The following is an 18,362-nucleotide window of genomic DNA, read 5'->3' on the forward strand; positions in this document are numbered from 1 at the left end:
GCTAATGTGGTCTTATTGGTTGCAGGAGAAGATGAGCATAGCGAGTCGTAGCTCCGCCTCGTTGTAGAAGTCTTCGTACTCGCTGATGAGGTCGTCTAGCGTGCATCCTGGGTGGTCCTCTAGATACTCTTTCAGCTCGTCATAGCTATCCTCGCCTAGCTCGGAGGAGATGAGGTAGTTGAGCTTGACTTTGGTGCCAGACTTGACGATACGCTCCAGCTCGGTGAGCAGATCGTCGGTACTGATAGAGTGCGAGATAGCTATGTCCTCAAGGATCACCTGACGGTCTAGCTGCTGTACGATAGAGATATGCTGCTTGGTGTTGTTGGGCAGTGTGCGGATCTTGTAGTCTTCGGGTCGCTCGATCTCATACTCCTCGACATAGTTGCGTATGACACGGACGAACTCCTCGCCATATCGGTCAGCTTGCTCGACGTTGACACCTGATATGTTCTTAAGCTCAGGCAATGTGATCGGATATAAGGTAGACATCTCCTCAAGAGCAGCATCTGGGAAGACCCCATTGGGTCCGAGCCCGAGCTTGATGCTGAGCTTCTTGCGCATATCCTTGAGTATGTTGTATAGAGCGGGATCGGTAGAGGCAGTACGTCCACGACCTCCAGATACAGAGCTATCCACCTCATCATCATCGTCTAGATCATCATCGTCATCTAGATCTTCCTCTTCGGGAGCTACGATCTTGAACGAGGTCGGCTTCTTGATAAACTTCTTGCCACTCGGTGTGACGCTCAGGATGCCATAGGTCTCTGTACTCTCGGTCAGGTACTGAAGTACTAATGCGCGCTCTACGACCAGCTCCCATACATCTCGTGAGTAGTCGCTGCCTATGCCGTAAGAGTCCAGTTTGTCGTGATGAAAGTCCTCAATAGGAGCGGTGTCGCAACCTAGGATCACATCGATGACGTGATCTTTCTTAAATTGTTCTTTGAGCTCCAAGACCGTTTGGAGCAGTTGTTTCAAAAGCTCTTTAGCCTCCATTGTTTTTCTGTTTTTTGCACAATTGTCACACGCTCCACAGTTCTCCTGATCATATCTCTCTCCGAAATAATAGAGCAGATATGCCCGTCGACACATGGGCGTGAGTGCAAAGGTAGAAGTTTTTGCGAGTAATTGCCTACCTATCTCCTGCTCGGCGATAGGTTTTCCTTGCATAAAGTTCTCCAGCTTCTGTATATCTTTCTCATTATAAAAGGCTAAGCAATATCCCTCGCCACCATCACGACCTGCACGTCCTGTCTCCTGATAGTAGCCCTCGAGGCTCTTAGGCATGTCGTAGTGTATGACGTAGCGCACATCGGGCTTGTCGATACCCATGCCAAAGGCTATCGTGGCGACGATCACACGGCACTCCTCGCTCAGGAAAGCATCCTGATTGGCCGAGCGCTCCTTGGCGTCTAGTCCGGCATGGTAGGGGAGCGCCTTGATGCCGTTCATCTGGAGCAGCTTGGAGAGATTCATCACTTTCTCACGGCTCATGCAGTAGATGATACCGCTCTTGTTGGGTCTCTTGCGGATAAATCGGATGATGCGCGCATTGACATCTTCGCCCTTCTCCTCGACGCTGTAGTAGAGGTTAGGACGGTTGAAGCTTGACTTAAAGATCCGGCCATCGAGGATGCCCAGATTCTTGCGAATGTCGTGCTCTACCTTAGGCGTTGCCGTCGCTGTCAGCGCGATGATTGGTCTGCGTCCTATCTCGTCGACTACGGGGCGTATCTTGCGATACTCAGGGCGAAAGTCATGCCCCCACTCGGAGATACAGTGCGCCTCATCGATCGCAAAGAAAGAGATCTTGACCTGACGGAAGAACTCTATGTTCTCAGCCTTGCCGAGTGACTCGGGAGCCACATAGAGTAGCTTCGTATCACCTGCAGAGACATCTTGGTAGACCTGATCCAGCTGAGCTTTATTGAGCGACGAGTTCAGCACGTGCGCTATGTCGTTAGATCCAGTCGTCTCGCGCAGGGCATCGACTTGATTCTTCATCAGAGCAATCAGCGGGGAGACGATGATCGCCGTCCCCTCCATGATGAGCGCAGGGAGCTGATAGCATAGAGACTTACCGCTACCCGTAGGCATCAAGACAAAAGTGTCGTGACCCTCTAGCAGGCTTTGGATGATCTCTTTCTGATTACCCTTGAACTCTTCAAAGCCGAAGATCTTACTCAGTAGTTCTGTCAGATTGTGTGTCATGGTTCGTGAGATTGGTCATCCGGAGAGGCACTGTGATGCGCTCTCCACTGGTGGATTAACGATTACATAGGTGGTGCACTGGTTTGTGGCAGAGGTAGATTTAGTTTGCTAGAGAGGCAGTCATGCTCGGTGTCACCTTAGAGCGGGCATACTGCTCTGTGATACGTAGCGTCTTGCGCTTCAGAGAGGGTATCTCGTACATCGCGTCGATCATGATCTTCTCCACGATCGAGCGTAGTCCACGAGCCCCCAGCTTCGTCTCGACAGCGATATGGACGATATACTTGAGAGCCTCCTCGTCGAAGGTGAGCCGAACGCCATCCATCTCAAAGAGCTTCTGGTACTGCTTCGTGATGGCATTCTTAGGCTCTACGAGGATGCGCAGGAGTGACTCACTATCTAGGGCGTCTAGATAGGTGAGGATAGGCAGACGGCCTATGATCTCGGGGATCAAGCCGTAGCGTCGTAGGTCTTGATGAGTAATGTGCGCCAGCAGATTGTTTTGGATCGTCTGGTAGTCCATCTGCTGCTCCTTATAACCCACCACGCGGGTGTTGAGGCGAGAGCCGATGATCCGCTCTATGCCGTCAAAGGCGCCAGCACAGATGAAGAGGATCTGCTGCGTATTGACCTGGATAAACTTCTGCTCGGGATGCTTGCGACCACCATAAGGGGGGACGTTGATGACACTCCCCTCGAGCAGCTTCAGAAGGCCCTGCTGCACCCCCTCACCACTCACATCACGGGTGATGGAGGGGTTGTCGCCCTTGCGTGCTATCTTGTCAATCTCATCGATGAAGACGATGCCACGCTCTGCGGCGGCTACGTCGTAGTCGCAGTTTTGCAGTAGGCGAGAGATGATACTCTCTATATCCTCTCCCACATAGCCAGCCTGCGTCAGGACGGTCGCATCGACCATTGCAAAGGGCACCTGCAGCATACGAGCTATCGACTGCGCTAGAAGTGTCTTACCGCACCCAGTCGGCCCCACCATGATGATGTTGCTCTTGGCGATTTCTACATCGTCTAGCTTGGAGCTATCGTCGCTCTTTTCGTCCTTCTCTTGGCTAGCTAAGATACGCTTGTAGTGGTTGTAGACAGCCACCGAGAGATACTTCTTAGCATCGGTCTGCCCGATCACGTAGCGATCCAGGTAAGCAGCTATCTCCTGCGGCTTGGGCAGCGACTCGTAGGTGAGTGGCGCAAAGGCAGAGCCCTTGACTCCCTGCTTCTTCTGTTCATTAGGGTCAAGCGTGGGACCAGAGACCAGCCCGTTCTGATAGAGCAAAGCGTAGATCTGCTCCGCGCAGTCACTACAGATCTGCGCAGAGCCCTCGGCTCCTATTAGTATAGGCACCTCGCTCTCAGGACGATTGCAGAAAGAGCAGCGACGCTCTATCGAATTACTTTTCTTTGCCATCTGCCTTCTTGTCCTTAGCTGCTTGCTTAGAAGATACGAGTACTTTATCGATCATACCATACTCCAGCGCCTCTGTAGCGGTCATCCACTTGTCACGATCGCTGTCTCGCTCGATCTCCTCGACAGAGCGACCTGAGTGATCAGCAATGATCTTGTAAAGCTCAGCTTTCACCTTGAGGATCTCCTTGGCAGCGATCTCTATGTCGCTTGCCTGACCCTGCATACCACCCATCGGCTGGTGTATCATCACCCGCGAGTGGGGTAGTGCATAGCGCTTGCCCTCGGCACCCGCTACGAGGAGGACGGCGGCCATCGAGGCAGCCATACCGGTACACATCGTCGAGACATCACACCCCACGTACTGCATCGTATCGTAGATGCCAAAGCCCGCATAGACCGACCCGCCAGGACTATTGATATAGATCGAAATATCCTTGCCAGGGTCCGCATTGTCTAGGTACAGGAGCTGCGCCTGGATCACATTGGCCGTGTAGTCGTTGACCTCCGTGCCGAGGAAGATGATACGATCCATCATCAGGCGGCTGAAGACATCCATCTGCGCCACGTTGAGCTGACGCTCCTCGATGATAGTCGGATTGATGTAGCCAGTGGAGGCGGTTATGTAGTCGTTGAGTGCATTCGTATTCATCCGAAGATGAGCGTGTGCATAGTGGACGAAGTCCTTATTGTAGTCTGTCATAGTGATGAAGCAGAGTTAAGTGAGTTACTATTTATAGGTAAAAGGAGCGAAGCCACGCTTCACTTGCTAAAGGTTAGAGCCAGTCGAGTCACCCCGACCAAGCTTGATTTTGAGACTATTGACTTTTGCAACAGCCTCGATTTAGAAACAAAGATAACGCTATTTCTGAACATACGCCACACCCCCCTCATCGTAGGTCCCGCAAATCTCACGAGCGTGCGACCTATAGGGACTCACGACTAGTGCCTAGTGAGATGGCGACCGTTGTCGAATCAGCCGACGAGTAACGGTTGTAGGGACGCTCGTCTCGTGCGTCCGTTGTAGAACTGCAAGACAAGTATTGACATCGTCTCCTTTAACGGGGATGGACGCACAGATCGTGCGTCCCTACAGGGTATCGTCACGTTCGTGCGTCCGTTGTGCCCGTTAGCTCTTGGCTGGTGTTACTGTGCCCTGTAGGGACCCACGGAAGTGTTTAGTCGGAGGGCGTCCGTTGTGTCACAGGTTACGACATCAGGGTTTTAACGGGGACGGACGCCCTCTCGCTAGACACGAGCCGTGCGTCCCTACACTTCGCTACTCGTCCGATAGCTCCGATCCCTCTGATAGCTCTGACAGCTCCGATCATCTCCCCTCTAATTTCTAATCTCTAACCTCTAGTCCCTATTTACATATCTTTACGGGGAGATTTGTCCGATTCTATCCTTTCTCCAATATCCACGTGGGGAATCTCAAATCTCCACGTGGATGTTTTTTATTTTCCACGTGGGGGCGTTTTGATTCCTCCGAAGTTTCATTTGATTCTTCCGAAGTTTCATTTCATTCCTCCGAAGAATTTTTTATTTCCCACGTGGAGATTTTGAAATATTCAGGTGGAAATCACTTTTCCCCGACACGGTGTCGTTTCGATATGTCGTTGGGTCTAAATTATTGTAATAGGTCGGCGGTGAGTTTGCCCTGATGAGACTGTTGGTTTTGAGGGCGTATGGAACTAGTAGTTTAGCTTTTTGGTCGTGTGCGTGTCGCGCTCTGCGTAGGCATTGCGCTGGGTGAAGATGGCACGAAGCAGCCGCCCGACGAGGCGCGACTGGCGAGCATAGTTCCTGAGCGAGACCGCGCGAAAGTCCACCCCCTGAGGTCCGAAGCTTTGCGGGGAGAGGTAGTAATAGGTCGCCTCCTCAAAGAGCTTTGCCAAGCGTCGAGGCGGCTTGGCTGTCTGGCTCATCTTCTTACTGCTGGGGCAAATGACCTCTATACCATCAGCACGAAGCCGCTCTACGGTAGTCGCTATGACCCGGTCGTAGGCCGCTACGAGGGGAGTCATGTCGAACTCCTTGTAGGCACTCTCACCGATCTTCTGCACGGGGCGTATCTGCACCGTTCGGACGGGATAGTCACGGATTAAGTCGGGTAGATGGCTTAGCTCCTCCAGATTGTCGTGATTGACCGTGTAGTTGAGCCGTACGGCGGGTGGGTTGTCTAGCGCCTTCAACCACTCTAGTAGCGTGACAAATCGTTGCCACTCGGCACCCACCATCAGCCGCTCATAAGTCGCTTGCGTGGTGCCATGCAGCGAGAGTGTTAGCTCACTCAGTCCCGCTGTCACGAGTGCCCGCAGGGTCTTCTCGGTCAGGGCATTGCCATTCGTTATGACGGAGATCCAAGGGACGTGGTACTCCTGGCCCAGCTGCACAAGACGAAGCATAGTCTCTGGGGTGAGCGTCGGCTCGGCACCACAACCGATCTGTAGCCTGAGTGCCTGGGGGAAGAGATGAGCCGCTATCGCCTCGCAGTCGTCCGTGGTCAGCTTGCCACGCAGCGTAGCTCTATACTCTGGATCGCTAAAGTAGCACATCTGACAACGGAGGTTGCAGGCTAAGATAGGGTCGATGAAAACGCCTATGTAGCGTCTCCTCAAGAGGTGCATACCGAGGACGGAGAGGAGCTTAAGGCGATCTCCTCCCTTACGGCTCAGGGTGCGTGCTAGCCGCTGTGTGGCGTGGGTGAGCGGGTTCATCATCCTCTCTGTCTCGGGCGAATTAGTGTGCTGCGAGCCAATCTTTGCCGGTGCCGATCTCGACTACAAGCGGTACGGAGCACTCGGGCCAGGCACCCTCCATCGCTTCACGAACGAGGGCAGTGACACGATCTAGTTCGTCGAGATAGACGTTGAGAACCAGTTCGTCGTGCACCTGTAGGACGAGGTAGCTGCGTAGCTGTTGCTTCGTCAGCTCCTCCTCGACACGTATCATAGCGATCTTGATGATGTCTGCGGCGGTGCCTTGGATCGGTGCGTTGATCGCGTTGCGCTCGGCATTGCCACGCTGGGCTCCACGCGCTGTGCGGAGGTTGCGCAGCTGCCGACGACGACCGAAGGCGGTCTCCGTATAGCCCCGCTCGGTGGCGAGCGCTATAGCCTCATTCATAAAGGCCTGTATATGGGTAAAGGTGGCGAAGTACTCCTTGATCAGCTCGGCAGCCTCGCCAACGGGGATGTTGAGACGCTGGCTCAGACCATAAGGCGTGATGCCGTAGTTGATGCCAAAGTTGGCCGTCTTCGCCTTGCTACGCATCAGCGGGGTCACCTCCTCGGGGGCCACCTTAAAGACCTTAGCGGCTGTCGCCGTGTGAATATCGTCGCCCGAGAGGAAGGAATGTATCATCGCTGGGTCTTGGCTCAGATGCGCCATGACGCGTAGCTCCACCTGCGAGTAGTCCGCACTGAGCAGGACAGCTCCGATCGGCTCCTCATGGGTGTGATCCACAGGAGTACAGGCGGAAAGGCGTGGGGTGTAGTAAGGGTCAGCGACAAAGGCACGACGCAGGGGACGCCCGAGGTCGCTACGGATGGGGATGTTTTGCAGATTAGGATTGCTCGAGGAGAGCCTGCCCGTGGCGGTGACCGCCTGATTGTACGAAGTGTGCAGCTTACCATCGGGGTAGCACATCTTGGGCAACGGATCTATGTAGGTGTTGAGCAACTTGCGCGCCTCACGGTAGTCTAGGATGAGTGCGACGACAGGGTGGAGCGAGCGCAGCGGGAGGAGCGTCTCCTCGTTGGTCACATAGCTACCAGTCTTAGTCTTGCGTGGCTTCTCCACAATCTTAAGCTCGTCAAAGAGCAGTTCGCCGATCTGCTTCGGACTATTGACCTTAAGGTTAAGCCCTCGTGATGAGTAGCTCTGTATCTCCTGCTCTAGGCGGAGGACGCTCTCGAGAAGCTCCTGACGGGAGCGCTGCAGTGCCTCGATGTCGAGGACGATGCCACGCTGCTCCATGTGCATCAGCACATAGAGGAGCGGTATCTCCACCTCGGTGAGGAGACGCTGCTCGGTAGGGGAGAGCTGCTTGTGCAGGGCGTGGTAGAGGCGTAGCGTCACGTAGGCATCTTCGCTAGCGTAGTCGCAAAGGAGCTTGGGGTCTACGTCAGTGCGTAGCGCAAAGCTCTCCTGAGGCGAGAGATCTTTGTAGCGTATCGTGTCGTAGCGGAGCAAGCCGCCCGCCAGTTCGTCGAGACTATGCCCCTGGTCGGCATCGATCAGGTAGTGCGCCAGCATGGTATCGTAGAGTGGACGCGCCTCGGGCAGTCCGTAGCGTGTCAGCACCTCTAGGTCAAACTTCGCATTGTGTGCCACCTTTAGCACATGCTCGTCTTGCATCAGATCCTTTAGCGGAGAAAGTATATGCGTCGCCTCCTCAGCCGACTCGGGAAGCGGGATAAAGTAAGCCTGCTGCTCATCGGCACAGAGCGACATGCCGACGATACCCGCACAGAGCGCATCGAGGCCATCGGTCTCGGTGTCAAAGGCGACAACGGAGCTGCCCGCCAACTGCTTAGCGAGCTGGCTCACCGCCTCGTAACCTTTGATTTCGGTAAAGGTCACGCCAACCGTCTTGTAGTTTTCTAGAGGAGCTGCGGCACTCACGGGACCCGACACTTCAATTGTGGCTGGCGAACTTGGTACTGTCGAACTACCGCCAAGGTCAAAGAGACCCACCTGAGGATTGCTCTCTGCGGGCTTGCCGATGCGCTTCAGTAGCGAGGTGAAGGCAAACTCCTTGAAGATGCGCTCCACAGCGGCGTGGTCGGGGCCTCGCCACTTCATCTGGTCGGGATCAAAGGTGACTCCCGGCACGTCGGTCACGATGGTGACGAGATGCCGCGAGAGCATCGTCTGCTCCTTGGCTGCGAGGAGCTTTTTCGCATAGGTCGGCTTCACCTGGTCAATGCGTGCGTAGATATCTTCGATCGAGTCAAACTCCTCGAGAAGTTTCTGTGCTGCGACTTTGCCAATGCCTGGACAGCCGGGCACATTGTCGGAGCTATCGCCCACAAGCCCCAAGTAGTCAATCATCTGCAGCGGATAGCGGATGCCGTACTTAGCGGTAATCTCCTCAGTGCCTAGTAGCTCAAAGCCTGACCCCGTGCGCTGTGGCGCAAACATCTGCGCGTGCGGTCCGACGAGTTGCCCGTAATCCTTGTCTGGTGTGACCATACGCACCGCGTAGCCTGCCTCGACAGCTTGACGGCTCAGCGTGCCGATCAGGTCGTCTGCTTCGTACCCTTCGACCCCTAGCAGAGGTATCTGGTAAGCCTGCACCAACTCTTTGATATAAGGCATCGAGAATCGTATCGTCTCGGGTGTCTCGGGGCGATTGGCCTTGTACTCTGGGTACTCCTTGTGGCGAAAGGTTCCCCCCGGCATATCCATCGCCACGGCGATGTAGTCGGGTCGCTCCTTGTCAATGATGTCTTGTAGCGTGGAGGCGAAGCCGTAGAGCGCACTCGTGTCGCGCCCCTGCGCATCCACGAGGGGACGATTGATGAAGGCGTAGTAAGCTCGGTAAATCAGGGCATAAGCGTCAAGCAGATAGAGCGTAGGCATAGTTTAGATAGGGTAAAAGTAACGGGTTAATCTTGAGGGTCGATGGGCTTGCTGAGCGAACGAATGACACGGCAGGGATTGCCCACGGCTAGGCTCATCGGGGGGATGCTTTTGGTGACGACACTCCCTGCACCGATCACAGAGCCTCGGCCAATGGTTACGCCGGGGAGGATCGTACAGCCACCACCGATCCAGACATGGTCCTCGATGATGATCGGGATGCCAAACTCCCAGCCGGCAGCGCGCTCCTCGAGGTCGAGCGGATGCCCCACACTGTAGAGCGAGACGGAGGGGCCGATGAGTACATGGTCACCGATGGTCACATGTCCGCCATCGAGCATGGTGCAGCCACTATTGATGAAAGTATGACTCCCCACCTCAATCTCGCTCCCGTAGTCACAAAAGAAAGGGGTCACCAGCCAACTCTCCTCGCCAAGCCCTCCGAGTAGTTTCTCTAGCTCACGATGATACTGCTCCCGCTCTTCGACGGGTATGCGGTGCAGGGCTTGCAGTCGCTCTTTGCACCGACTAGCCAAGAGCTGACGGTCGGTGTCGCTCTGTATATTATAGTAGCGATAACCCTCGGGCTGCGGGGATGGTACAAACGATAATGGGGAAGTCGTGTGAGACATACGGTGAAGCGGTAAATGCGGAGAGAGGAGCCTGTCATCTCCACCACGGAGCCGGCAGAGCAACCCTCAGCGGAGGCTATGGCAACAGTCTCCTACCACAAAGGTAACAATAAATCCCCTCTCCTTTCTGTTTCCTCCCGCTGGCACTCCAGTTTCACCCGTATGGCACTGGAGTTTCTTCCGTATGGCACTGTAGTTTCTTCCGTATGAAACTGGAGTTTCACCTATATGGCACTGGAGTTTCTTCCGTATGAAACTAGCTGAAGTGGGGATGAGACAAAAGAAAAGTGGCGACTGCTCCTCCGGGAGAAGCAGTCGCCAATTAGACAAATGTATTGGGGTAGGGGACTAGAGCTTGCGCCGAACCTCGATCTCCTCAAAGGACTCGATGATGTCGCCCACCTCCAGGTTGTTGTAGTTCTTGATATTGATACCGCACTCGAGACCTGAGACCACCTCCTTGGCCTCGTCCTTGAAGCGCTTGAGCGACTCGAGCTCGCCTGTGTGGATGACCACACCGTCGCGGATGACACGCACCTTGTCGGTACGCTTGATCTTGCCATCGGTGACCATACAGCCTGCGATAGTGCCGATCTTGCTGACCTTGAAGGTCTGCAGCACCTCCAGATTGGCCGTGACCTGCTCGCGAATGTCTGGCGAGAGCATGCCCTCGAGGGCATCGCGCACATCTTCGATAGCATCGTAGATGATGGAGTAGGTGCGGATCTCGACGCCCTCCTGCTCGGCGAGCTTGCGGGCCTGAGCACTAGGACGAACCTGGAAGCCGATGATCACAGCGTCTGATGCCGTAGCCAGTTGGATGTCTGACTCGGTGATCTGACCGACACCCTGATGGATGACGCTCACCTGGATCTCCTTCGTCGAGAGCTCGATGAGGGAGTTGGCCAGTGCCTGTACGGAGCCGTCCACGTCGCCCTTGATAATGAGGTTAAACTGCTGGAAGTTGCCCACAGCGATGCGACGACCGATATCATCGAGGGTAAGCATCTTCTGCGTACGCAAGCCTTGCTCACGCTGCAACTGCTCACGCTTGACCGCTAGCTCACGTGCGTCCTGCTCGCTCTCCATGACATTGAAGTCGTCACCAGCGGTCGGTGCGCCGTTGAAGCCGAGGATAGAGACGGCCGTGGATAGCCCCGCGGTGTCGACACGCTTGTTGTACTCGTTGTACATAGCCTTGACACGTCCGTAGTAGCTACCAGCTAGGATGTAGTCTCCGATGTGGAGGGTGCCTCGCTGGATCAAGACGGAGGCGAGGTAACCCTTGCCCTTGTCTAGTGAAGACTCGATGACCGAGCCTGAGGCACGACGATGAGGATTGGACTTAAGCTCGAGGAGCTCTGCCTCGAGGAAGATTTTGTCTAGTAGATCGGGGATGCCGATATTCTTCTTGGCCGAGATCTCCTGTACCTGATACTTACCACCCCAATCCTCGACGAGGTAGTTCATACCAGCGAGTTGCTCGCGGATCTTATCGGGGTTGGCTCCGTTGACATCGATCTTATTGATCGCAAAGATGATCGGCACGCCGGCGGCACTCGCATGGTTGAGCGCCTCGATGGTCTGAGGCATCACGGCGTCGTTTGCCGCAATGACGATGACCACAATATCTGTAATCTGCGCACCACGAGCACGCATAGCGGTAAAGGCCTCGTGACCAGGTGTGTCTAGGACGGTGAGGCGACGACCATCGGAGAGGGTCACATTGTACGCACCGATGTGCTGCGTGATACCGCCCGCCTCGCCTGCGGTAACGTCCGAACGACGGATGCAGTCGAGTAGCGACGTCTTACCGTGGTCTACGTGACCCATGATGGTGATGACGGGTGGACGAGGCTCTAGATCCTCAGGCTTGTCGGGCTCCTCGTCGGCGGTGATTGCCTCGACGACGTTGGCCGATACGAACTCGGTCTCGTAGCCAAACTCCTCGGCAACGATATTGATCGTCTCAGCATCGAGACGCTGATTGATCGACACCATCATGTCGATACTCATACAGGTGGAGATAACGTCGGTGACGGGCACGTTCATCATGTTGGCCAGGTCGCTGACGGTGACGAACTCGGTCAGCTTGAGTACCTTCTCGTCCTGCGTGGAGAGCTCCTGCTCACGCTCAAACTCGGCACGACGTGCCTCGCGCTTCTCTCGTCTAGACTTAGCCGCACGTCCGAAGACAGACTGCTTGTTGTTGAGCCGTGCTAGTGTCTCCTTGACCTGCTTAGCTCTTAGCTCGTCCTGCTCCTCGGGAGTCAAGACGGGCTCCTGACGCTTGCTCTTACGTCCAGTGCGACGCTCATTGCGCCCTCCGCGCTCACCTCGCTGTGGAGCTGCTGTGCGATCGCCCTTCTTGCCTGAGCGGTCGTCCTGTATCTTGGCACCCTCGCTCTTGACATCGACAGCTCCTGAGGAGATGCGCTTGCGCTTGCGACGATTGCTCTCTTTGTCCTTGCTAGACTTGCGAGAGCGAGAGGTGCTAAAGCTACTGAGGTCGATCTTGCCGACCACCTTGAGCTGTGGCTCGTCCTCTTTCTTGGCAATGCGGAAGATCTCGGTCGCATCCTTACCCTTGGTTTCGGTAGGAGCCTCGGTGGGCGTCTCTGCCTGGGGCTTCGCTGCGGGAGCCTCCTTGACGGCTGGCTCTTGGGCTGCTGGCGCTGGTGCGGTAGAGGCTGGTTGTTCGGCAGCTTTCTGCTTCGGCTCTTCCTTGGCCGGCTCAGGCTTAGCAGCTACTGGCTTAGCCTCTGTCTGTGCAGGGGTCTTAGCAGCAATAGGTGTGGACTCCTTAGAAGTGTCGCCCTCGGGCTCCTTAGACGAAGCCTTTGCAGAAGGCTTAGGGCTCTCTGCGGGCTTAGTCTCGACCTTTGTCTCTTTAGTCTCGGGAGCCTTCTTGGTCTCCTTAGTCTCTTTGGCTGGCGTAGTAGCCTTCGGCTGCTCGGTTGTCGTGCTAGCCTTCGTCTTGGCAGGCTCCTCCGGTGTAGCCTCCTTCTGCTTAGAGGTCATTGTGCTTTTGGCCTTGCTAGTCTTAGCTGTAGCCTTCGTCTTAGCTGGCTCCTCCTGAGTAGCCGCAGAGGCTTTGCCCGTAGAGGCTGAGACGGGATTGTTGTGCTTGTCCAGCTCTATACGTCCCACGACGTTGAGCTGTGAAGCACTGGCCGTAGTGGGGATGTCTGGCTCTGCCTGGGCCTTTTTAGCTGCTGGAGCTTTACTCTTCGAGGGTTGCTCCTCGGAGCTACTAGCCTCAGTCGTTGCCGTCTTGGCAGACTCCTCTGGTTTAGCCTTAGAAGTGCTCTTGCGGAGAAACTTCTTCTTGACTTTTCCTATAGTCTCCTCATCAAAGGTCGGCGTGAAGTCACGCAGGACTAGATTAAACTCATCCTCCGTGATGCGTGTGTTGGGGTTGTTGTCTACCTCCTTACCCTTATCGTTAAGGAAGGAGACAAGCGTGTTGACTCCGATGTTGAGTTCTTTGGCTAGGCTAAACAGTTTTATGGACATATATTTCTCTTGATTGCTCGTCTACGGGTGGGGATTGGTATTTCTTGTCATTATCATATAGTCACGGTCACCCCCTATACTGTGACTAGCTAGTAGTGTGCTGCTGCTTACTCCTCGGTAGCTTCGTCTTCCTTGAGGTCTTCGATGATCGCCTCTGCGATCTCACTTTGCGTAGGCACGGGGCTCTTGAGCAGGTCAATGTTTTCCTGTGGTAGCCCCATCTCCTCTAGCTCCTCAAGGTCAAACTCGGACGAGAGGATACGGAGGACATGGTCGATGGTCTCTATCTCGAGATCGGTCTTCTTAAGCAACTCTGAGCGAGGTGTGGTCAGGACGGCACGAGCCGTGTTGAGACCTATGTCTAGAAGCATCTTGATGACCCAGTCCTCAATCTCATCGCTAAACTCGGAGAGGTAGATATCCTCCTCGGTCGTATCTGCTGCATCGCGGAATACCTCAATCTCAAAGCCCGTCAGGACGGACGCGAGCTTGATGTTGCTGGCATTCTTACCGATAGCTAGAGGCACATCCTCTGGACGTAGGTAAACCTCTGCCTTGGCGGTCTCTGGATAGAGCTCGATCGAAGAGATCTTAGCCGGACTTAGCGCACGCTGTATAAAGAGACTATCGTTTGCCGTGTAGGTGAGGACGTCAATGTTCTCCCCATGTAGCTCCCGGACGATGCCACGTATGCGGCTACCATTCATACCGACACAAGAGCCGACGGGATCGATGCGATCATCGTACGACTCGACGGCAATCTTGGCGCGAACGCCTGGGATGCGTGCTACACGCTTGATGGTGATCAGTCCGTCAGCGATCTCAGGGACGTTGATCTCGAAGAGACGCTTGAGGAACTCAGGGCTAGTGCGTGAGAGTGTGACGCGAGGGTTATTGTTCTCATTATCTACACGAGCTATGACGGCATGGACGCTATCGCCCTTGCGGAAGTACTCGTCGGGGATCTGCTCGCTCTTGGGCATGATAAGCTCGTTGCCATCCTCGTCGACGAGCAGAGTCTCACGCTTCCACACCTGATAGACTTCGGCCGTGATCAGCTCTCCCACACGCTCTATGAAGGTTTGGTAGAAGTGCTCCTTCTGCAGATCCAAGATCTTGCTCGAGAGGGTCTGGCGTAGATTGACGATGGCGCGCCGACCGAAGGAGAGGAAGTCTACCGAGTCGGTCACATCATCTCCGATCTCAGCCTCGGGATCTATCTCAAGAGCCTCCGTGTAGGCTACCTGCTCGTTTTCCCGCTCGACGGCATCGTCGGCAACCACCTCGCGGGTGCGCCAGATCTCAAAGTCTCCGCTATCCGCATTGATGATTACGTCAAAGTTGTCGTCTGAACCAAACATCTTAGCAAGGATGCTCCGGAAGGAGTCCTCTAATACGTGGAGCATCGTCTCCTCGTCTATGTTCTTTAGTTCTTTGAATTCAGTGAGTAGAACCTTTAAGCTCGTTGCTTCTTTCTTTCTAGCCATATATGTATGTTGGGTCTCTTCTGTGGGACTAGTATATCTAAGTAATGGTGGGAGAGGGGGATCGCTATCAGAGTGCCTTGTCTAGGTCGTACGAGATGCGCTTGAGCTGATCACGCTCGATGCGGTGAGGCTCGATGATCTGCTGCTTTTTCTTCTTCTTGCCATCCTGTATGGTCTCTGTGCGCTCGATCTCTAGGATGACGTACTCGGGGAGCTGATCAGCATCCCGGGCACCGACCTCTATGAGCTTGCCGTGCCACTTCATGCCTGACGCATCGACCGCCTGCACGGGCGCCTCTAGATGACGTGTGTACTGCTCGTAGACCTGCCACGGATCGGAGAGACTGGGCGACGACACCTCGAGGGCGTAGTCCTCCTCCTCGTCACGATCGTGTAGCTGGGTGATGGCTCTAGAGACCTCGACACAGCGAGAGATGGGCAAGCCTCCCATGGCATCGATCACTACGCGGATCTGATCCCCTGGGCTACTAGTTATCTCCACGACGAACTCGTCCTCGTGGAGCATCTGCTCTATTTCTGTGCGGAGTACTGCTAGATCTATCATGATACTCGATGGTTTATATACAAAAAGGAGGGAACCGCTGTCGCATGGCTTCCTCCTCCATACCTAAGCTGAGACGACTGCTCGTGAGCCGTACGACCTCAACCGGTTCATTACGATGCAAAGATAGTAATATTTCTTCAGATAGCACACTATCTACCCGATTCGAAAATCTTACGAGTAACGATTTGTAGAAGAGACGCACGGTCGTGCGTCCGTCCCTGTCAAGGGTTACAATGTCCCGATTACACGTCTTGTCGTTTGACAACGGACGCTCTCTCGCTAGAGACTCCCGAGCGTCCCTACACAGGGGCTACCCGAAAGATTTGCGGAGTCGTCTCTACCCGATGCAAGGTAAATAATACAGAGGAGCTGCCTAGGTAATAATGAGACTGTTGCAAAAGTTAACAGTCTCACAATCTTGCTCGCAAGATTGTCCTGACTTTGCAGAAAGGATGAAGTGCAAGGCGCTGAGGGTGAGGTCTGAAGGGAGCATACCTACGTATGTGACCGAAGCTGAATCCCGAAAGCAACACAGCGATTCGCCTTTATGCAACAGTCTTAATGTTGGAAGAATGAAAAATGTCAAGCCCCTCTACCTCATAACCCTTACTAAGCGAAGGGATAGGAGGCGGAGGGGCTGTTGTATTGTGTAGCGTAGAGCTTAGCGATGTGTCACTAAGTGATGACTACTCGTGTGTCGCTACAGAGACGAAGCTACGATCTCCTCTCGTCTGAGTGAAGACGACCGTACCGTCTGTCAGTGCATAGAGGGTATGATCCTTGCCCATACCCACGTTCTCACCTGGGTGGTGCTGCGTACCTCTCTGACGTACGATGATGTTACCAGCCTTACAGGCTTCGCCTCCAAAGATCTTAACGCCTAGGCGTTTGCTTTCGGATTCGCGTCCGTTCTTGGAGCTTCCTACACCTTTCTTATGTGCCATGATTCCTTAGAGTCTTTAATTATCCTACGATTTGCTTTACTAGTATCTCGGAGAACTGCTGGCGATGCCCTCTGAGCTTGCGATAGCCCTTCCTCCGATTCTTATGAAAGATCAGCACCTTCTCACCCTTGACGATGGGAGATACCACCTCACATACTACCTGTGCGCCCTCGATCGTCGGGGCACCTACTGAGACTGCTCCGTCCTTGTCTAGGAGCATAACCCGGTCAAAGGTAACCTCTGCACCCTGCTCCACCTCGCGGATATGATGCACGAAGAGCTTGCGACCCTCCTCTACCTTAAACTGCTGACCTTGGATTTCAACAATTGCGTACATTACGTTCGTCTGTTACTATTATTATATAGTCCCGTAAGGTGGCTGCCCACTGTCGACGAGCTCTTGACAAACCTTACTTAGGAAGTAAATCGACTGCAAAGGTACAAAAAACTTCACACCCCGCAAGCGTACCCCCGCTGAGAATCGAACTCAGATCTAAAGTTTAGGAAACTTCTATTCTATCCGTTGAACTACAGGGGCCTCTGCATACTCGCACGCTGGCGTGTGCCGCAGCTCTGTGCAAAACAGCCTCGTACAGTCGCCACCGCAAAGGTACGCAATAAAAACGTACCGCCGCACTTTTGCTTCGCAAAAAAAAACAAATCTAGCCCAGAGCGTAGACACTCCAGTACTCGTAGAAAAGCATTACCTTTGTGCCAAACAACAAGCAAGTTATGATAGGAGCAATAGTAGGAGACATCGTCGGATCACGATTTGAGTTTGCAAATACCCACCGCACAGACTTCGAGCTCTTTGCCAACGGATGCGACTATACGGACGACACAATCTGCACCATAGCCGTTGCCGATGCACTGCTCAGAGGAGTGGACTTTGCCGATACCTTGCAGACTTGGTGCAGGCGTTACCCCCATCCTAAGGGGGTCTACGGCGGACGCTTTCATCAGTGGATCTACAAGACCCCACCAGTGCCGTATCGCAGCTTTGGCAACGGTAGTGCTATGCGCGTCTCTCCGTGCGGCTGGCTACCCACTCGCGATGCCGCCCTCTCACAAGCTAAGGCCAGCGCCGAGTGCACACACAACCACCCCGAGGGGATAAAAGGGGCGGTCTCTATCGCAGACGCCATCTACCAGCTCAGAGGTGGGGAGAGCAAGGCCGACCTCAAGAAGCATATCGAGGAAACCTATCACTACGACCTCACGCAAAGTGTAGACTATATTCGAGAGCATAACAGCTTTGACGAGACTTGTCAGGTGACTGTGCCGCAAGCGATCGTCTGCTTCTTAGCGGGGCGCACCTTCGAGGAGGTTATCCGCCTCGCCATCTCCATCGGTGGCGACAGCGATACCATAGGAGCTATCGCAGGGAGTCTCGCCGAGGCGCACTTCGGGATACCCGCCGAGATAGAGCAGCGCGCCTTCGCTTATCTCCCCGAGGATATGCGCCAGGTCATCGACACCTTCCGCCAGACGATCCGATGACACGAGACGAGCTGATCAAGCAGTGCCGCTACTACAAAGGTGAGGAGACAAATCCCTTCGAAGGCGTAGACCAAGATAAGTCTCTCTTTTGGTCGTATGAATATATCTGGGTTGATGATTTTAAGGGAGACTATATTGACGAGCAAATGACTCAGTCTAGTTACCTTGCCCTCTCGTCTGTCGCAAACGCTAATAAGGGAGACTTATCTTCTGTCCCCGTATCTCTTCAGCTGCTACTCTTCAATCGTTATGTGCACTGGCTGGGTGGCTATCAGTCTTTGGAGGATGATGTTGCCAGCTTTGTGGCTTGGCTTAAAAGCTCCTATCTACAACAATGACCATCGAGCGAACGCCTTCATCTAGCATAGCCAGTATGAAGAAATACAAAGCTAGAGCCCGAACTCATCTCTACATGACGAGCGGAATTAGAATTGTACTATCGCGTGTTAGTTTGTGCCTAGTCCAGGAGGGCGTCCGTTGCATCCGTTGGCCGTTAGC

General features: G+C 54.3%; 13 protein-coding genes and 1 tRNA gene. 2 read left to right on the top strand and 12 right to left on the bottom strand.

The features are described from left to right. Nucleotides 1–12: 12 nt before the first annotated feature. The 12 genes from recQ to Q2J34_RS05845 form a co-directional block, all read right to left on the bottom strand. Nucleotides 13–2,214 carry a DNA helicase RecQ gene (recQ, locus tag Q2J34_RS05790; protein WP_300969534.1) on the bottom strand — a complete coding sequence of 734 codons (2,202 nt, stop codon included), beginning with the start codon at nucleotides 2,212–2,214 and terminating at the stop codon, nucleotides 13–15. A gap of 100 nt (nucleotides 2,215–2,314) precedes the next feature. Next, complete coding sequence (gene clpX, locus Q2J34_RS05795) at nucleotides 2,315–3,634, bottom strand: ATP-dependent Clp protease ATP-binding subunit ClpX (RefSeq protein ID WP_300969535.1); 1,320 nt, start codon at nucleotides 3,632–3,634, stop codon at nucleotides 2,315–2,317. Next, nucleotides 3,618–4,334 (bottom strand): ATP-dependent Clp endopeptidase proteolytic subunit ClpP, encoded by a 717-nt coding sequence (gene clpP / locus Q2J34_RS05800; RefSeq protein WP_300969536.1) that lies wholly within the window; start codon nucleotides 4,332–4,334, stop codon nucleotides 3,618–3,620. Before clpP ends, clpX begins: the two co-directional genes overlap by 17 nt. Before the next feature lie 991 nt (nucleotides 4,335–5,325). After that, on the bottom strand, nucleotides 5,326–6,354 hold the full coding sequence (locus tag Q2J34_RS05805) for a radical SAM protein (protein ID WP_298888093.1): 1,029 nt from the start codon (nucleotides 6,352–6,354) through the stop codon (nucleotides 5,326–5,328). A 19-nt stretch (nucleotides 6,355–6,373) separates the two neighbouring features. Then, entirely contained in the window at nucleotides 6,374–9,220 is a 2,847-nt protein-coding gene (gene polA / locus Q2J34_RS05810) for a DNA polymerase I (protein WP_298888091.1), read from the bottom strand. Between the two features lie 26 nt (nucleotides 9,221–9,246). Beyond that, nucleotides 9,247–9,852, bottom strand: a complete 606-nt coding sequence (locus Q2J34_RS05815; RefSeq protein ID WP_298888089.1) for a sugar O-acetyltransferase — start codon at nucleotides 9,850–9,852, stop codon at nucleotides 9,247–9,249. Nucleotides 9,853–10,200: 348 nt separating this feature from the next. Continuing rightward, nucleotides 10,201–13,368, bottom strand: a complete 3,168-nt coding sequence (infB, locus tag Q2J34_RS05820; RefSeq protein ID WP_298888085.1) for a translation initiation factor IF-2 — start codon at nucleotides 13,366–13,368, stop codon at nucleotides 10,201–10,203. Between the two features lie 107 nt (nucleotides 13,369–13,475). Continuing rightward, a complete protein-coding gene (nusA, locus tag Q2J34_RS05825) occupies nucleotides 13,476–14,855 on the bottom strand; it encodes a transcription termination factor NusA (RefSeq protein WP_298888084.1) in 1,380 nt (459 codons plus the stop codon). Between the two features lie 67 nt (nucleotides 14,856–14,922). Further along, nucleotides 14,923–15,420 carry an LSm family protein gene (locus Q2J34_RS05830; protein ID WP_298888082.1) on the bottom strand — a complete coding sequence of 166 codons (498 nt, stop codon included), beginning with the start codon at nucleotides 15,418–15,420 and terminating at the stop codon, nucleotides 14,923–14,925. 686 nt (nucleotides 15,421–16,106) lie between these two features. After that, nucleotides 16,107–16,364 (bottom strand): 50S ribosomal protein L27, encoded by a 258-nt coding sequence (gene rpmA / locus Q2J34_RS05835; RefSeq protein ID WP_004331204.1) that lies wholly within the window; start codon nucleotides 16,362–16,364, stop codon nucleotides 16,107–16,109. A gap of 19 nt (nucleotides 16,365–16,383) precedes the next feature. After that, nucleotides 16,384–16,701 carry a 50S ribosomal protein L21 gene (rplU, locus tag Q2J34_RS05840; RefSeq protein WP_298887209.1) on the bottom strand — a complete coding sequence of 106 codons (318 nt, stop codon included), beginning with the start codon at nucleotides 16,699–16,701 and terminating at the stop codon, nucleotides 16,384–16,386. A gap of 129 nt (nucleotides 16,702–16,830) precedes the next feature. Next, nucleotides 16,831–16,902: transfer RNA gene (locus Q2J34_RS05845), tRNA-Arg, on the bottom strand. A 194-nt stretch (nucleotides 16,903–17,096) separates the two neighbouring features. Between Q2J34_RS05845 and Q2J34_RS05850 the strand changes: the two genes are divergently transcribed. Continuing rightward, entirely contained in the window at nucleotides 17,097–17,864 is a 768-nt protein-coding gene (locus tag Q2J34_RS05850; protein WP_298887212.1) for an ADP-ribosylglycohydrolase family protein, read from the top strand. Further along, the gene (locus tag Q2J34_RS05855) at nucleotides 17,861–18,202 is read left to right on the top strand and encodes a hypothetical protein (RefSeq protein ID WP_298887215.1); all 342 of its coding nucleotides are present in this window, start codon (nucleotides 17,861–17,863) and stop codon (nucleotides 18,200–18,202) included. Before Q2J34_RS05850 ends, Q2J34_RS05855 begins: the two co-directional genes overlap by 4 nt. Nucleotides 18,203–18,362: the final 160 nt, after the last annotated feature.

It is taken from the genome of Porphyromonas vaginalis, from assembly GCF_958301595.1.
GTDB lineage: Bacteria > Bacteroidota > Bacteroidia > Bacteroidales > Porphyromonadaceae > Porphyromonas > Porphyromonas vaginalis.

Coding starts and splice junctions, on each gene's coding strand:
- recQ (WP_300969534.1), bottom strand. CDS start 2,214: ATGACACACAATCTGACAGAACTACTGAGTAAGATCTTCGGCTTTGAA.
- clpX (WP_300969535.1), bottom strand. CDS start 3,634: ATGGCAAAGAAAAGTAATTCGATAGAGCGTCGCTGCTCTTTCTGCAAT.
- clpP (WP_300969536.1), bottom strand. CDS start 4,334: ATGACAGACTACAATAAGGACTTCGTCCACTATGCACACGCTCATCTT.
- Q2J34_RS05805 (WP_298888093.1), bottom strand. CDS start 6,354: ATGATGAACCCGCTCACCCACGCCACACAGCGGCTAGCACGCACCCTG.
- polA (WP_298888091.1), bottom strand. CDS start 9,220: ATGCCTACGCTCTATCTGCTTGACGCTTATGCCCTGATTTACCGAGCT.
- Q2J34_RS05815 (WP_298888089.1), bottom strand. CDS start 9,852: ATGTCTCACACGACTTCCCCATTATCGTTTGTACCATCCCCGCAGCCC.
- infB (WP_298888085.1), bottom strand. CDS start 13,368: ATGTCCATAAAACTGTTTAGCCTAGCCAAAGAACTCAACATCGGAGTC.
- nusA (WP_298888084.1), bottom strand. CDS start 14,855: ATGGCTAGAAAGAAAGAAGCAACGAGCTTAAAGGTTCTACTCACTGAA.
- Q2J34_RS05830 (WP_298888082.1), bottom strand. CDS start 15,420: ATGATAGATCTAGCAGTACTCCGCACAGAAATAGAGCAGATGCTCCAC.
- rpmA (WP_004331204.1), bottom strand. CDS start 16,364: ATGGCACATAAGAAAGGTGTAGGAAGCTCCAAGAACGGACGCGAATCC.
- rplU (WP_298887209.1), bottom strand. CDS start 16,701: ATGTACGCAATTGTTGAAATCCAAGGTCAGCAGTTTAAGGTAGAGGAG.
- Q2J34_RS05850 (WP_298887212.1), top strand. CDS start 17,097: ATGATAGGAGCAATAGTAGGAGACATCGTCGGATCACGATTTGAGTTT.
- Q2J34_RS05855 (WP_298887215.1), top strand. CDS start 17,861: ATGACACGAGACGAGCTGATCAAGCAGTGCCGCTACTACAAAGGTGAG.